Here is a 16,657-nt window from a genome sequence, read left to right on the forward strand (position 1 = left end):
TGATGTTTGTACATACGAATTAAACAACACTCCCTGAACTTAGGCATTATAGCCACAGTTCAGGGAGTGTTGTTTTTATTTATATTCTATTTTTTATTACAAATCGTCAAATCCGTTATCGTCGCCAACTTTACCGTAGTTACGGGATTTAGCTTCGAAGAAGTCGGTTTTGGTTGCATTCAATGCTTCATCGGAGAATGGTTTGATCCAAGGCATGCAGTTTACATCTACACCTTCATATGCTTTTTCCATACCCATCAGACGCAGACGTTTGTTGGCGATGTATTTGATGTAATCTTCCAACTCGTTCAGGTCAATACCACGCACGTTGCTGAGTGTGTAATGTGCCCAGTTGGTTTCAAGCTCAACAGCACGATGGATTGTTTTGTATACATAGTCCATGTTCTCAGGTGTGTTCAGTTCAGGGAAGTCTACCAGCAACTGTTTGTACACTTCAGCGAAGAAGTAACAGTGTTGGTTTTCATCCCGCTGGATATACGAGATCATCTGGCTGGTTGCCATCATTTTCTGGTCACGGGCCAGGTTGTAGAAGAAGGCAAACGTACTATAGAAGAAGATTCCTTCGAGTACCAGATCGGCTACCATAGCCTGGAAGAACGTCTGTGGAGACGGCTCGTCCCGGAAGTTCTGATAGATATCAGCGATGAAACGGTTGCGGTCAAGCAGGACTGGATCATGTTTCCAGTATTCAAAAATTTCCTTTTGCTCCCGATCAGATACGATGGAAGACAGGACGTAGGAGTACGATTGGTTATGAACGACTTCCTGTTGTCCGATAATGGCCGAGATCGCTTCGAGTGAAGAATCGGTAAAGTAACGTTTTACGTCACCAACAAACATCGTCTGCATGGAATCAAGTACCGCGAGCAGGGAGATGTTGATTTTAAATGTGCGTTGCTCTTCCTCGTCCAGTTGAGCAAACTGGGAAGCATCTTTGGACATTGGAATCTCGTCTGCGATCCAGTGGTTGAGCAGCAGTACTTTGTACAATTTGTACATATGAGGCATGCGAATGTCGTTCCAGTTTAGGATACCGGAGCATTCACCTTCAATAATACGGGTTGATTGGTTAGGGGCTTCGGTGTTGAAAATTTTCTGTACTTGCATAGTCCGTTCACTCCTTGAATGAATTTACACTGTATAACTACGATGACAGAACAACCTTACGATCGCTGTTATCCCCTGATTTTTTTGATTCCCTCTTTCAAAGGGGAAAATCCGGTGATAAAGGCGAAGTGTATGCTTCCGAAGTAGCTTTCTTACAGAAAGCTTTTAGCTCCGCTTCTTCAGCTTTTTTCTGTCCTCTTCGTTATCGTGTAATCATTAATTCTTTTATATATTAGGGTTGTATAATGTGGCATCTATATCAACATCTTGCGATGCTGTGATCGTGTTTTAGGCAAAAAAGAACCAGGGCAACGCCATTTTGCAATCAAAACAGGATGCCCTGGTGGTCATCGTGAATCTAGTCAATCTTCTCTATCATGGATAAAACTTAGCTTGCGCAAGAATCACATTCTTCAATGGTTAATGCCCGGCTACGAACGTAATACGTCGATTTCATGCCGGCTCTCCAAGCGTGCAAGTGCAGTTCCAGGAATTCCGTTGCTTTGATATCCGGACGAACATACAGGTTGAAGCTCTGTCCCTGATCGACGTGGCGCTGACGCGCAGCAGCCATATTGATGGAAGCATGTTGATCGACCATGAATGCCGTTTTGTAATACCAGATCGTTTTTTCGGACAGATCAGGTGCCGGATTGGCAATCTTGTATGTTGTTTTCTCTTCATAAGACAACAGCTCATAGAGCGGGTCAATGCTGGCCGTAGAGCCGGCAATGATGGACGTGGAACCGTTTGGTGCAATGGCGAACATCCAAGCATTACGAACACCGTTTTGCTGTACTTGGGTTTGCAGTTCTTTCCACTGTTCGGTTGTTACGAACTCGCCTACGCGCTCACCTGACGTGTACTCGCGTTGGTCGAAGTAGTGACCACTTTCCCAATCGGAACCTTTGAATTTCGGATAATGTCCTTTTTCTTTGGACAGCTCCATGCTGGCTTTCACAAGCAGGTAGTTAATTTTTTCGTACAGATTATCGTTATACGTTACCGCTTCATCAGATTCCCAGCGAATGCCTTCGAGGGCAAGCAAATGGTGAAGTCCGAATGTTCCCAGACCGACTGCGCGATATTGGCTGTTGGTGTATTGGGCTTGCAACACTTCGATGTTGTTAATGTCGATAACGTTGTCTAACATACGCACCTGAATCGGTACCAGACGCTCCAGTACATTGTGAGGCACGGCACGTGCCAAGTGAATGGAGTTCAGGTTGCAGACAACAAAGTCGCCAGGCACTTTGGAAATCACGATGCGAGTTTGTCCATCTTTGGTTACGAGTTCTTCTTTTTCTACCACAGTGGCAGATTGGTTCTGCATGATCTCGGTACAAAGGTTGGAAGAGTAGACCATACCATGTGCACGGTTCGGGTTCGCACGGTTAACGGTATCCCGGTAGAACATGTACGGTGTACCTGTTTCGAGCTGGGATTTCATCACACGTTTCATAATATCAATCGCCTGAACGGTGATACGGGACAACAGCGGGTGGTTAACTGCTTCTTCGTATTTATCACGGAACGCACCTGCACCAAATGACTCATCGTAGAAATCTTCCAGTCCGAGTGGACGACCGTTCTCGTCTTTCCAACCCATCACTTTCTTTGTTTCGTGCGGGCAGAACAAGCTCCATTCGCCGCGGCTAGATACGCGCTCCATGAACAAGTCAGGCAGACAGATCCCGTGGAATACGTCATGTGCACGCATCCGCTCGTCACCGTTGTTCAGCTTCAGATCGAGGAACGCCAGAATGTCTTTGTGGAAGACATCCAGATATACGGCAATCGCACCTTTACGTGTACCAAGCTGGTCTACGCTGACCGCTGTATTGTTCAGTTGGCGAATCCAAGGAATTACACCAGAACTTGTGTTTTTGTGCCCACGGATATCCGATCCACGTGCTCTTACTTTACCGAGGTACACGCCGATGCCGCCGCCCATTTTGCTCAGACGTGCTACATCTGTATTGGAATCGAAGATACCTTCAAGTGAGTCGTCTACGGTATCAATGAAGCAGCTTGAGAGCTGTCCAGCTACTTTTTTACCGGCATTGGACATCGTAGGTGTAGCTGCTGTCATATACATGTTGCTCATCGCCCAGTAAGCTTCCTTAACGAGATCCATACGTTTCTCAGCAGGCTCCTGATGCATCAGGTACATCGCGATAACCATGTAACGCTCTTGAGGCAACTCCATCACTTTTCCGTCAAAATCGTGAGCGAGGTAACGTTCTGCCAGTGTGAGCAAGCCGATGTAATCGAAGAGCAGATCGTTGCGGTAGTCAATGCATTCAGCAAGTTCGTCGATCTGTTCTTTGGTGTAACATTCCAGCAATTCTTCACGGTAGATGCCTTTTTTCACGAGATCTACAAGAAGAGGGTGGAATGCGCCATAAGGCTCGTCCGGATAAGACTTGTATCTGCGGTTGGTAGCCGCTTTTTTGTACAGGGAAGTGAGCAGGGAGCGTGCCGCTGCAAATTTCCAGTTAGGCTCCTCTTTGGTTACCAGTTCCAGTGCGCTCATCATAAAAGCGTTGCTGATTTCGTCTCCGGTAACTTCATCACGACGGAGCTTGCTGTTTACCCCGCGTACCAGACGTTCCTTGTCGAGCATGTCCAGTCCTTCCAGAATACGGTCGGCATATACCGAGATGCGCATATCATCAAAGGCAAGCTGGCGGTTGTTCGGCTTGGTCACAACTTGTGGCATGAATATTCCTCGCTTTCGCATGTTTAAGAGATAAATTGGAGAAATTCTTTATATAAAGAATTGAGTGTCTTCTTACGGTGAGAAAAAGAAATAGGTTACGTTTTGCGGACTGAAACGGCGGTGACAAGTTCATGTCTTAAATCGCTCAACTTGAGGTGCACAAAGCAGCACAATGCAGAACATGCTCATATAAAAAGCATTCTCCCGCCTCGCGGCTGAAAATGCCCATGGATGCTCTGGCTTCCTTACTGTCTTAGAGGTTCAGGATATCGACAGAAAAGAGTGCTTATGTAAGCTTTTGTCTATATGCAGATGTGCCTGTAGTTTGAGGATACCGGATGCAGTCCAAACAGCCCCGTTAACCTCCGTGTCAACTCTGTTTCGAGAAAGCGATTTACACCTACAGGGACGTGCCTTTGGAGGTGATTTCATCCTGTTTTTCGCGAGATTGCAGAAGGTGACTATTAGAAGCGGAGAAATCTAGTGTTACTACATTTTGTAGCTGTCAACATACTGTAACCCAACATATTGTGTTTGTAAAGTGGGCAGAACCAGTAAAACGTAATTCCGAGTATACCATTTAAGCCAGGAATCCGCAAAGGAAAAGGACTGGAAGATTTGAAGATTTATCAAAAAAAATTTTTGAACAATTTGAATGACGTCTTCACGTCAGTTTGAATTGTAACGCATTCAACTGGTAGAATAAAAGTAGTCAAAAATCGACTAAAATCAGCGGCAGCGGTTGTTCACGGGGCCCAGAGGAGGCGGAGCAAAATGGCAATAGCAGAAGTGACTGTAATTCCAATCGGAACGGGTACAACCAGTCTAAGCAGTTATGTGGCGGACATGCAAAAGGTATTGGAACATCAACGGGGCATTACATATCAGCTAACTTCCATGAGCACCATTATTGAGGGACCGCTTAACGAGATCTTTACAGCAATTGCGGCTCTGCATGAAGCACCGTTTTTGTCAGGAGCTCAGCGTGTTTCCACATCCGTCAAAATTGACGACCGTCGTGATAAACCGGATGCCTCAAGTATACAGAAGTTACAATCGGTTCAGGATAAACTGTCGTCACAGCAGGCAAGACCCAATTAGTTCCTAATGTAAATACTTTATATCCCTAAAGCGAATGTCAAAAAGACCAGTCTTTTAAAGAGCTGGCCTTTTTGTATACTCATTTAACATTTTAATTAATCTGCAACTACCAATGAGGCTCCAATTAACGTGGCGTTGGTGTAACCACCGCCAACATTTTCAAAAGAGAAGTTGGTAATTGGAGCACCGATAACAGTGGCATAATCACCATCAAGCAAATCTCCGGTCGTTGCAGGATATAACGCTATAATATCGTTTCCGTTCTCATCCATGACATGAACAATAGAGAAAGTTGCTCCGAGAGAGCTATCTTCTTCAACGGAAATGACTTCCCCGTTAACTTGTACGAAAGTATTGTAATAGTTGGCTACATTTTTATTCAGATGACGGGTCGTTACATTGGAGTCAACGAGCCCCTGTACCTTTTTGCTTAGTTCTGCCGTAATGGCCGGGAATACATCGTTATGTTTACCAAAGAAATCATAAGATGCCTGCTCCATAAAGGCTGTGTCTTCTGTAATGTAGGGAGTTAACTCATTAAAGAAATCCGCAGCTGATGCTGTGGCAGATGTATTTCCAGTCGTTGCAGTTTGCTCCAGAGGAACAGTAATGCTTAGGGAATCCAAGATATCTTTGATCTCATCCTGATTATAAGTATCCTTGGCGTAGGTTAACGTCATGGTATAGAGTTCTGTATTGGTCGGAATCAGATATTGGACAAGGACAACATCTGTACCCGAGGTGTGTTTATAGGCTCCTTCCAAGACACCCGCGCTATATTCTTTATAAGGCTTGTTTGTGTAGCTGGTTTTTTTATAATCGGAAATGCCGATGCTTGAACCGTTTTGTGTGTAATAATCCACTATATTATTGGCGTATTCTTCAGGATTGATTGAACCGGTTGAGCTGGCCTCAATCGTCAGATTCATATTATCTGCAAATGTGGCTGATGAAGATTGGTCTGAAAAAGCAGCTTTAATGGATGGAACATTCATTTGACTTGTATCTACGCTTTTCCAGGATTCAGGATATGCAAAAGAAAATCCTTCTCCACTATATGTAGTGTATTTCGTAGCTTTTGCTTCTGTTGAGACAGTTTCAGTTGCCTTGGATGCTTCGGTCGTTTGGCTATTGGTTGTTGTGTTTGTTTCTGAATTACCACAAGCACTAAGCAATGTGGCTAATGCCAAAATCGTAATAAGTTTCTTCATTATGTCTAATTTCTCCTAATGTGCTTCCCATCGGTTGGGATTTTTTCTAAGGTCATCATTTCGTTTTGGATAATCTAGTTTAGGTCGTGAGCATAGAAACTCCTTTCTACTTTATTAGTAAAATAATAACATAAATAAAGATTTCAGTATTCATAATTACTAAAAAGGTAATTTATCTGTATTTAACAAGTTAGAAGCTAATAATATACCGTATTGGTATCCATTTTGAACGATAGTACATACATTTGATGGATATAACCGTAAGATTTAAGTATGACTTAAATGTATTTGAACATAACTTTCAGACTTAAGAACTGACCCTTTATGTAGGTGCAATTAACGAATCGTCGGTGGAAAAAAACAGCCCATTTTCGACCTGAGCCCGGTCCCATGTGTGATTGGTGCATATAGTGAACTGTACCTCAAATCAAAAGGAGGGGTTTACATGAGTGGAGTAGTAGGTGGATACGGCGGCGCATGGACATCGACTGGCGCGATCTTGGTTCTCTTTATCTTGTTGGTCATCATCTCTAAAGCATTCTTGATCTAATAAACCGCTTGGACCCTAATATATTTGTAAAGGAGGGTTCTGCATGAGCAACGTAGTTGAAGGCGTAGGATACGGCGGCTGGACATCGACTGGAGCAATCCTGGTTCTGTTCATTCTTCTCGTAATCATCACTAAATCATTCTGGGTATAATATGACGAGCTCTGCCGGGCAACCGGTGGGGTTTTTTTTCTGGAGGACAAGCATGGGGGAGAGCCAGGAAGATAAGATAGCGTGTGGTTGAAAGGTAGAATTGGTGGAATTCAAGTAATGGAATGACGGCGTATGCTTGGAAAATGGGGAAGGTACCTAATGGCTAAACGCCCATTTTGTCAAAATGAGGGCGATAGCCCGGTCCAGAGGTAGGCTGAATACATAGCTTAGGGGTGTAGGCAAATGTTAAGGAGGAATGAACAATGAGCGAAGTAAAACCGAATTCACCGAACGGACAGGGACACATATACGGACATATGGGAGGTTATGAGCATATGCAAGGATACCAATACACAGGTCATGAAATGCATGGGTATGGATATGGTTGTGGAACAATGCCAATGGGATATGGCTATGGATACGGACACCATGCCAATCAGGCTCCAATGATGCACGGTTATCAACAGGGTTGTGGAGTATCCTATGGTCATGGCGGCGGAAGCTGGGGTTCGATGGGTACGATCCTCGTACTGTTCATCTTGCTGGTCATTATCTCCAAAACGATGTTTATCTAAGAATTTGTGGGTGCAAGGAGACTTTGCTGATCGTGGATCGTTACGATAGGTGCTCTAAATAAACTCCGAGTTTGAGCTCCATGTTGGGGCATAACGTACCTATGATTCAGAGCGGGACAGCGTAGGATTTCATCCTGCGGTGTCCCTTTTTTACTTCGGGAGTACTTTCTTTAACGAACTCCACAGCCTCTATTCCATGCATTTTTGCCATTTCACAAGTCTAACGAATCGCAGACACCTTATTTCCTCAATCTGGGCATGTTTGGAGCCTATATTCATGAAGTGACATGGATTAACGTGGCTGAGATTCGTTAGATTTTACATAGCACAGAAATCCTCAATATAAGGTGTGCAGGATTCGTTAGCGTCTGGTGAGCGTAAACATTTGCTTTAGAAGCCGAGTTTATTTGCATAAATGGAGAAGTAAGGAAGTAAGGAAGTAAGGAAGTAAGGAAGTAAGTAAGGAAGGAAGGAAGTATCCAGGAGTGCAGTCAGTGGGAGAATGGAAAAGTTTTAAAAGCAGAGCCGAATATATCTGGTTAGTCTGATAAGTGAAAGGAAGACTTTTCCCAATGGTGGGGGCGATTGTCTGTAGATGTTGCTAAATTGAATATGTAGACATGGATAAACACCCGGAACCCAATTCCGGGTGCTTTGTGTATGTTTTCAATCTTCTCAAGAATAAGTGATATCCAAAACAACAAAAGCCCTACCTCTCTTTTGTCCTTGCGGCTCCGATGACCGCGCCAGTGTGAATGGGAACATCTTGTGAAACTCTGTACTACCGGGTTATTGTGATTCAGGTTCTTCAATCTTCATAGGTTAGTTGTGCTTAAAATTCGCTGCGGTCGCAGCATGAAGAAAATATTCCGGGGTTTAAAGAAGACAGAAATCATATGAGGTTGTTTAATACAACTTTTATAGTATACCACAGGTTGTAATTTTCTGCAATAAAAAGGAAAGCGCGACCAGAGCAACTATGTTTTCGGACTGTTTTTAGGTTAGAAAGTGAAAGATTGTTTTGAAAAGATACAGAAAATTTTTCAAACTATTTCTTCATAGGGGTAATCCTCTTCAAAAGATTCTGCGTAGGTTATAATAAGAGGGAAGAAACAGAAAGGGGCCCTCGCATGACTGAATCGATGGAGGACAGCAGGTTAATGCGGCAGATCGCGGAACGTGATGCCTCCGCACTGGAGCTTTTATATGACCGTTATGAGCGAGCGGTGTATTCTTTTGCTTACCGGATCGTTGGTGATCCCATGACGGCAGAAGAGACCGTTCAGGAACTTTTTATGCGGGTCTGGAATAATGCTGAACGTTACGATGCCTCACAGGGGAAGCTGACCACATGGATGTTTGCGATTACGCGTAACATTGCAGTGGACATGCTGAGGCGGAGATCAAAAGGGGCAGCGGCTACTTCAGTTGAACACGAGACACTGGCGGCCTATGCCGATGAAGATACAAACACGGAAGAAGAAGTGCAGCGTAAATGGGAAGGTACCCGGATTAAAGAGGCGTTGTCCCAATTGAACGGTGATCAGCAACAAGTTATTGAATCGATATATTATGCGGGATTAACCCAGCAGGAAGTATCCAGCCGATTCGGGATTCCGCTGGGTACAGTAAAGAGCCGTGTCAGGCTTGCCATGCGACAGCTCCAAAAGTTGCTGGCCGATGCTGAATTGCATCCGGACGCGGGAAGGGAGGGCATACATCCATGATAGAACGACATGAGGAGTGGTCTGATCTGGCACCGATGTATGTGCTGGGCGGACTGGAAGCAGAGGAAGTGGCGGCGTTTGAAGCGCATATGGCAACTTGCGAACCTTGCCGCCAGGAGGTAAGGGAATTGCAGGAAGTGACTGGCTTCCTGCCACTTGCGGCGGAACCTGTAGCACCGCCGCAAGGCATGCGAGCACGTGTGCTGGGCAACGTGCTCGGACATGCGCAGGAGAGCGCCGAGGCGAAGCCAGCGGCTGCTCCTGCGGAGCCTGAAGCACCTGTGGTGCTTCAGGAGGATCTTGCGCCGCAGCACGAACGTGCGGCGCAGCCCGGGCCAGGCCTGCCGCCGGCAACGGCGGTGCCTGCGGCCCGGGTGGAAGAGGCTGCCCAGGCACAGCCATGGCAGCCACAAGCGCGCGCGCGTGCGCGCAGCAGCAGCGCCTGGCGCATAGCCAGTGCCGGCCTTGCGGCCGCGGCACTGTTGCTGGGCGTGTACACGGCGCAGCTGCAGAGCAAGATCGACTCGCTGACGCAGCAAGCGGCGGGCTCGTCGGCTACACAAGAGCAACTGGTGCAGGCACAGGCGCAGAATGCACAGCTGCAAGAGCAGCTGGCATCAGCTCTGAAGCCCGCACAGGGCATGCAGACTGGCGAGGCAGTGAAGCTGAATCCTGCAACGCAGGACATTGTAGCTCAGGGTCTCGCAACCATCGTTATTGACAGCAAAGGCACTCACCTGGTTGTGCAGGCTGAGAACCTGCCGAACCTGGAAGGCAACGAGGCTTTTCAGGTCTGGTTGATCAAAGGAGATACCCCTCAGAATGCGGGTACTTTCCTTAGTCGTGACGGAACGGGAGCGGTATATTACACATTGGATTCGGCCAACGACTATGATACGGTTGCCATCACGCTTGAACCGGATGCAATGGGAGATGAGCCGCGCGGTACAATGATTCTGGCTGCCAAGATTAAAGGATAAATATAGGATATATCACTAAAGGCTGCTCCGTCGTGGAGCAGCCTTTTTGTGTTTTCCAGTTCTGGTGCCCACCCATTGGATTTTATTAATTTTTTTAGTCGGAGCAACCGATAAACAAATAGAAGGCAATACCCTTAATCTCCCTGTGTCTCAAGGGAGAACTGGTTGCACATAGAGAGTGAGGGGTTCAGTTGGAAGCATACCGTTCATTTATCTTTCGCCTGATACGCAATTATCTGATCGGTTCACTGGCAGCTGTTTTTGTTGTCGGTACAGTAGTTATGGTATCTACTCTGCAAATACCCAATATTCAATTTGTTCGACTCATCTTCATTGTACTGATTTCACTCTTGTTCATGCTGGTTGCAGAATTAATTACGCTGTGGGTGCAGCTTGGCCCGATAAGACAATTTTTCACTTCCGAGCATCATGAGAGAGACGAACTGAACCACATGTATGAGAAAATTCATCGTTTCCCGGGACAGACCATATATCGGATCATGGGTCCGCACATGCTTGGTTTTTCACTTCCGGCAGCCGGATTAACAATATGGATGATATCCACAGGGTGGCTTGAATTCCCTTACTTGTATATTGTCGTGGCCGCTGCTTGTGCCTTTCTGATTGCCATCATGCATGCGCTGATAGAGTATTACCTAACGGTGCGGGCGATTAGACCCCTGTTACTTGAGATTCGTCATCGAGGCAAAGTCCAATACGGGATGGAACCTTCACTGGGAGGACGCATTCTCGTATCGATCCAGCGTAAATTTCAGCTAAGTACGGCACTGATTGGCTTATTTCCTCTATTTCTATTTTTCCTGGCTACATATATCCGACTTCAGTATATGGACAGTGAATTTGCGAAAGAGTACATACTGTGGGGAATTCTCATCGTTGTTCTGGGCGCGGGGTTTGCGCTGGTGGGAAGCTGGCTGTTGATTCGTGATGTTCGTGATCCAGTTGCTGAACTGACGCATGAGATGAACCGAATTCAGGGGGGAGATCTTGGCAGACGAGCTCCGGATCTATATGCGGATGAGTTTTCGGCACTGATCTCCGGCTTTAACATGATGATTAATCGGCTGGAGATGAGACAGGAACGCAATCGGCAACTGTTGCAAAGTTATTTTTCTACACTGGCTGCTGCTTTGGACGCCCGAGATAAGTACACGGCAGGACACTCCATGCGTGTGGCAGAGTATTCGCTGATGATTGGCAAGCTGAGCGGAATGAATGAGGAACAGGCGGATTTATTGTACAAATCAGCCCTGCTTCATGATATCGGGAAAATCGGCATACCTGATGAGGTACTGCTGAAGGATGGAAAACTAAGCGATGAGGAATTCGCGATTATTCGCACACATCCCGTGCAGGGAGAGAGTATTTTGTTGCAGATAGAGCCTATTGATGCCATGGCCGACTTTCTGCCAGGTGTACGATCTCACCATGAGAGATATGATGGCAAAGGATACCCGGATGGGATGGCTGGTGATGATATTCCCCTTTTTGGCCGCATCATTGCGGTAGCGGATGCCTTTGATGCCATGACGTCTGATCGACCATATCGGAATGGGATGAGTCACGAGAAAGCGCTAACGATTTTGGAAGAAGGAAAAGGGACCCAATGGGACCCCTATTTTGCAGGTTTGTTTATTGATGAATGGAGACGACAACAGCATCTTCAGAAACCATCGAAGTGAGGGATCAGTTGATCCCCTCTGTCCACTTCGATTCTTTTCTGCGTCTCCGGTGTAGAGCGAGGCCTGTTATGATAGTGAGAACACATTCGCCGAGTATGACTGCACCCAAGGCGTCATAGATCACATGTTGTTTGATCATTAGCGTGGATACGATAATGGTTGCTGCCCCGGCGGCCACCAAAATCTTGATGGGTTTGCGGATGCTTGGAACCGAGAGAACAGCGCGCATAACCAGATAAGAGTGAAGAGAATGAATACTTGGAAAACAATTATAAGGACGATCCTGGCTATAGAGCCATCCGAGAACAGATGCTCCCAGGCCTGTACCCGTCAGTTCCGGGCGCGGTACCATGGTCTGAAAGTTGAAGTAGATCAGATAACAGATCCAGACACAGATATTCATGGATAACAAGACACGGTAGTACGTCAGTCGATCCTTGGCACACAGGTAAGCGAGCACACCGAATACAAACGGGTACCAGCCCAAATATGGAATGGACATGGCAGGTACGTAGGGAATGATCCGGTCGAGCGGCGAATCAAGTACTACGAACCCGCGTTCTGGACTATTAAGAATATCATAGAACAGCCCCATGACGGCCAAAGACAACATTAAACTCAATGACAGCCAATAGGATTTGCTTTTTAACAATTGCACAACATCTTTCTCCTTTCATTCATGTTCCGACGAACATGACCCCAGCAAATAACTATATAAGTTGCACTATACTTTCATTTACACGAGAACGGAGAGGACAGAAATAACCTGAAGAAGCGGAGCTAAAAGCTTTCTGAAAGAAAGCTGCATCGGAAGCATACGCTTCGCCTTTATCCACGGATTTTCCCTTTCACAAAAGGGAATCGAAAAAATCTGGGGATAACAGCGATCAGAATGTTGTTCTGTCATCGGAGTAGCAAGTGTAATTATTCTTTAGTTTAATCTATATAGTAGTTTAAATTTAAACAACAATATATTCTACTACGACCAGCGCATAAATTGAATCCTGATTTGTGTATTTTTGTGTATTTTTTTGACGAAGAAGGAATGCGGAAGTTTCAATGGGCATGATATGATAGAGACAGATACGGACGAAGGCAATTTGGCCAGTAAAGTCGGTACAACAGGAGTGAGTGAATGCAATTTTCAAAAATGTTCGTATTGAATATGGGGATGCTTATTACCATTGCATATCTTGCTAGTGTGTTCTATAAATATGTCGTAATACGTACTTCTTCCCGAGTGAAGCAGATAAGTTCCGTACTTGTCCTTATTTTTGCAGGTTGGATCAGTACGGTTTTTGGGTTTCAACTCACCGATGAAGTGGTCTTTGACCTTCGATATGTTCCTTTAATTGTTGCCGTTCTAACGTATAGACAACCCTATAGCGTAATCATCGTGGGTATTGGAATTGGGCTGTCGCGGCTGACTTTTGGCATCACGGATGCTACATTGGCGGCAGTACTTAACATGTCTATTTTGGGCGTGATATGTGCAGGTCTGAATATATGGATGAGACGCAGCAACTACAGGCTGATTATTAAAGGAATCCTTGTTACAGTTATCGTCAATGTGGTCAATAGTGTAAACATTGCTATCGTTGGTGTAATCCCGGCTACATACTTCTTTTCACATATTATGCCTTATACACTCCCTACAGGCATTTTGCTGAGCCTTATTTTTGCATTTATTTTACGTGATTTTCAGAATGAACAGAATCGAATTTTGCTGATCCAGAGTACAAACCGGCTTTTATCTGTGCAAAAGGAAGAGTTACAGAAAGCCCAGATTGTACTGGAGGATCGAGCGAAACAATTGATGATTGCCTCACAGTACAAATCCGAATTTCTCGCCAATATGTCCCATGAACTGCGTACACCACTGAACAGTGTCATTAACTTTGCCCAGATGATCAGCGAGAATGCGGACACGATGGATCAGGAGGATATTGTACGTTTTGCCAATATGATCGACCACTCCGGGCAGGAACTGCTCACGCTCATTAACGATATTCTGGATCTCTCCAAAGTAGAAGCGGGGCGGCTGGATATTGTACTGGAGGATATCAGTGTCGCACAACTTACAGAAGATGCCATGAGCCACTTTCAGCTCGTTGCCGAGAAAAAAGGTATTCAGTTGGTTCTGGACAAAAAACAGGGACTGCCCGAGACGCTCTGGTCTGATCCCCAGCGGGTTCAACAGATTTTGCGGAATCTGATGTCCAATGCCGTCAAGTTCACGCACCGGGGGAAGGTCACACTGACCGTAAGCACCAAGCAGATTAAGAATGCAGGTATTCAGAATCGATGGCTTATTTTCTCTGTTCAGGACACAGGCATTGGCATTGCTGAGGACAAGCATCATTCCATATTTGAAGCATTTCAGCAGGCTGACGGGTCGATTAGTCGAAAATTTGGCGGTACCGGACTAGGCCTGTCGATCAGTCGGGATTTAGCGAGATTACTGGGGGGATCGATTGAACTGGAGAGCACTGAAGGTAAAGGAAGCACCTTCCATCTCTATCTTCCGTTGGACCGTGAAAAAATGAGTTGACAACCTTCGCGCCGTGAGTAGAATTTGGGATGACAACTAGCATCGACCGGCTTTTGAGACCCGGTCTAAGGAGTGTATCCCCATACAGAAGACGGTCAACGTTAACCCTCCCCCGTTAGCAAGCAAACCACGGCGCAAGGGTTCGACACAACGCACGAATTTATCGATTGCAACATGGGAGGGTGTACCGGCAATTATTTTACAGACCTTGCTGGGCGGCCCGTTTTTAACCGGATTTCTGCTGTACCTTGGGGCCGGGTCGAGACATATCGGCTTTGTGCTCGCGATTACAACATTTGTGAACATTGCCCAGATCGGAGCAGCTTACTGGATGCAGCGTATTCGCAGCCGTAAACGCATGCTGCTGCTGTTCGTGGGCACACATCGTATTTTGTGGAGTGCAACGGGACTGATTCCGTTTATATTCCCCAAAGAGTGGTGGGTAAGTGTATATATTGGCGTGTATACGGTTGCTTTTATATCAAATACCATCGGCGGTATGATCTGGACTTCACTGATTGGCGATATCGTACCTGCCAAGGTGAGAGGGCGTTATTTTGGAATTCGAAATACGATTCTGAATGCTCTTGGAAGCGTATGCTTATTCGCAGGCGGTATTGTTTTGGACCGTTACCCCGGAGAAATGGGCTTTCTGATCCTGTTTATTCCGGTTTGGATCTGTGCCATTGCCAACACAGTCATTTATTTCTTCTATCCGGACGTGCCATTTGAACGTTCTACCGAAAAGGTTTTCTGGCGGATGTTCATCAAGCCGTTCCAGGATCGTTCTTTCCTGAAAGCAACGCTGTTCCTGGCTGTCTGGTTATTGATCCAGACCTTGATTGTTCCGCTCTATTCCTATGTTATGTTGGATCTATTGAATATTAATTATCAGACGGTATCCCTGATCACGGTAGTCCAGACGCTGGTTATGATGGCCGGTTTCTATGTCTGGGGCAATCTGAATGCCAGATTCAGCAACAAAACCCTCCTTTTCTGGACATTGCCAGTCATTGCACTCTCCTGTCTGTCGTGGGGTTTAATGTCGTTCATGCCTGTATTGATCGCGCTATTTCTATCGCATATCTTCCTTGGGATTGGTGTAGGTGGATTCAATCAGCTGGCATTTAACTTTACCATCGGAGACACACCCAAAAGTGAAAGACCGATGTTTGTCGCGGTGTATTCGGCTCTGACCGGAGTCACTTCATTTCTTGGGCCGCTGTTGGGCGGTTGGTTGTATGAAAAGATGGAGACTTGGTCGGATGCGCTGGCTTGGATCTCAGCCTATGGATTTCAGGTGGGGGTTGGTGTCGTGATGCTGATTCTGACATTTACCCTTGGACGTCGTGTACTGTTAAAATAGAAACGATATAATTTCAACTAATGAATATTTACACTGGCACTTCGATGACAGAACAACCTTGTAAATGTTTAGATTGATCATATGTATCTGGTATGACTTCAAAAAAGATGGCGAAGTGGAGGGATGTATTTGAATCGTCTCGAACGGAAAGCCATGGTGATTGGAGCCACGGGGCTTGTAGGCGAATTACTGGTTCATAATCTGCTGGAGCACTCGGCATACAGCCTGGTTCGGGTTCTGGTTAGACGTCCGCTTGAGCTGCAACATCCCAAACTGGAACAGCATGTGGTGGACTGGGAACAGCTGGAGAGCCAAGACCACTTATTCGATGGAATCGATGACCTGTATTGTTGTTTGGGGACAACGATCAAAAAAGCAGGCAGTCAGGACAATTTTCGTCAGGTGGATTATCATTACCCGGTTCGTGCAGCTACTATTGCGAAGCAACAGGGTGTATCACAGATGATGGTGATCTCCTCCATGGGAGCGAGTGCAGATTCCCGGGTCTTTTACAGTCGGACCAAGGGGGAAATGGAGGATGCATTGTCCGATATCGGTTTTTCGTCATTGCATATCTTCCGCCCTTCCTTAATTCTTGGAGATCGAAACGAGAAGCGGTTTGGTGAGCAGATGGCTGCCTATGCCATGAAGTTTCTGGAACGCTGGATGAAAGGCAGAGCGGACAAATACCGGGCGGTCCACGCCGCAACCATTGCACAGGCTATGACCAATATTGCGATGGTGCAAGCCAAGGGAAACCATGTGTATTCAAATGAAGTCATTCATGTCCTTGGTGTGGACGGGGGCTAAGAAACCTTTGAACGAGCTGTTTGCTTCATGTGGCTAGTGAGGAGCGGTTCTCGCTTGAGGTAGATCGTGGTATAATAGGCAA

General features: G+C 46.0%; 14 protein-coding genes. 10 read left to right on the top strand and 4 right to left on the bottom strand.

Annotated features, from left to right (window positions below; all coding sequences use genetic code 11):
• Nucleotides 1–96 precede the first annotated feature (96 nt).
• Nucleotides 97–1,128 carry a ribonucleotide-diphosphate reductase subunit beta gene (locus MHI14_RS29855; protein WP_062837278.1) on the bottom strand — a complete coding sequence of 344 codons (1,032 nt, stop codon included), beginning with the start codon at nucleotides 1,126–1,128 and terminating at the stop codon, nucleotides 97–99.
• 388 nt (nucleotides 1,129–1,516) lie between these two features.
• Nucleotides 1,517–3,850, bottom strand: a complete 2,334-nt coding sequence (locus MHI14_RS29860) for a ribonucleoside-diphosphate reductase subunit alpha (RefSeq protein ID WP_133386886.1) — start codon at nucleotides 3,848–3,850, stop codon at nucleotides 1,517–1,519.
• 774 nt (nucleotides 3,851–4,624) lie between these two features.
• Here MHI14_RS29860 and MHI14_RS29865 point away from each other — a divergent pair.
• The gene (locus MHI14_RS29865) at nucleotides 4,625–4,951 is read left to right on the top strand and encodes an MTH1187 family thiamine-binding protein (RefSeq protein WP_133386885.1); all 327 of its coding nucleotides are present in this window, start codon (nucleotides 4,625–4,627) and stop codon (nucleotides 4,949–4,951) included.
• Between the two features lie 95 nt (nucleotides 4,952–5,046).
• Here MHI14_RS29865 and MHI14_RS29870 read toward each other — a convergent pair whose 3' ends face one another.
• Nucleotides 5,047–6,162, bottom strand: coding sequence for a PsbP-related protein (locus tag MHI14_RS29870; RefSeq protein WP_133386884.1), 1,116 nt, complete (start codon nucleotides 6,160–6,162; stop codon nucleotides 5,047–5,049).
• 445 nt (nucleotides 6,163–6,607) lie between these two features.
• On the opposite strand from MHI14_RS29870, the gene MHI14_RS29875 reads away from it, so the two are divergent.
• From MHI14_RS29875 to MHI14_RS29900, 6 genes are all read left to right on the top strand, one after another.
• Nucleotides 6,608–6,712, top strand: coding sequence for a hypothetical protein (locus tag MHI14_RS29875; RefSeq protein ID WP_017690880.1), 105 nt, complete (start codon nucleotides 6,608–6,610; stop codon nucleotides 6,710–6,712).
• A gap of 43 nt (nucleotides 6,713–6,755) precedes the next feature.
• Nucleotides 6,756–6,863, top strand: coding sequence for a hypothetical protein (locus MHI14_RS29880; protein ID WP_017690879.1), 108 nt, complete (start codon nucleotides 6,756–6,758; stop codon nucleotides 6,861–6,863).
• Between the two features lie 263 nt (nucleotides 6,864–7,126).
• Entirely contained in the window at nucleotides 7,127–7,438 is a 312-nt protein-coding gene (locus MHI14_RS29885) for a hypothetical protein (RefSeq protein ID WP_240768282.1), read from the top strand.
• Nucleotides 7,439–8,568: 1,130 nt separating this feature from the next.
• Nucleotides 8,569–9,165, top strand: coding sequence for an RNA polymerase sigma factor (locus MHI14_RS29890; protein ID WP_133386883.1), 597 nt, complete (start codon nucleotides 8,569–8,571; stop codon nucleotides 9,163–9,165).
• Nucleotides 9,162–10,145, top strand: coding sequence for an anti-sigma factor (locus tag MHI14_RS29895; RefSeq protein ID WP_339311981.1), 984 nt, complete (start codon nucleotides 9,162–9,164; stop codon nucleotides 10,143–10,145). The genes MHI14_RS29890 and MHI14_RS29895 overlap by 4 nt, the downstream gene beginning before the upstream one ends.
• 191 nt (nucleotides 10,146–10,336) lie before the next feature.
• Entirely contained in the window at nucleotides 10,337–11,848 is a 1,512-nt protein-coding gene (locus MHI14_RS29900; RefSeq protein ID WP_091038281.1) for an HD domain-containing phosphohydrolase, read from the top strand.
• Nucleotides 11,849–11,852: 4 nt separating this feature from the next.
• Here MHI14_RS29900 and MHI14_RS29905 read toward each other — a convergent pair whose 3' ends face one another.
• Nucleotides 11,853–12,506 (bottom strand): phosphatase PAP2 family protein, encoded by a 654-nt coding sequence (locus MHI14_RS29905; protein WP_091038282.1) that lies wholly within the window; start codon nucleotides 12,504–12,506, stop codon nucleotides 11,853–11,855.
• Between the two features lie 477 nt (nucleotides 12,507–12,983).
• On the opposite strand from MHI14_RS29905, the gene MHI14_RS29910 reads away from it, so the two are divergent.
• The 3 genes from MHI14_RS29910 (at nucleotide 12,984) to MHI14_RS29920 (ending at nucleotide 16,575) form a co-directional block, all read left to right on the top strand.
• Complete coding sequence (locus MHI14_RS29910; protein ID WP_091038285.1) at nucleotides 12,984–14,399, top strand: sensor histidine kinase; 1,416 nt, start codon at nucleotides 12,984–12,986, stop codon at nucleotides 14,397–14,399.
• Nucleotides 14,400–14,607: 208 nt separating this feature from the next.
• Entirely contained in the window at nucleotides 14,608–15,765 is a 1,158-nt protein-coding gene (locus tag MHI14_RS29915) for an MFS transporter (protein WP_197997917.1), read from the top strand.
• Between the two features lie 123 nt (nucleotides 15,766–15,888).
• Nucleotides 15,889–16,575, top strand: coding sequence for an oxidoreductase (locus tag MHI14_RS29920; RefSeq protein ID WP_341131937.1), 687 nt, complete (start codon nucleotides 15,889–15,891; stop codon nucleotides 16,573–16,575).
• Nucleotides 16,576–16,657 lie beyond the last annotated feature (82 nt).

It is taken from the genome of Paenibacillus sp. FSL K6-2393 (genome assembly GCF_038002545.1).
Lineage (GTDB): Bacteria > Bacillota > Bacilli > Paenibacillales > Paenibacillaceae > Paenibacillus.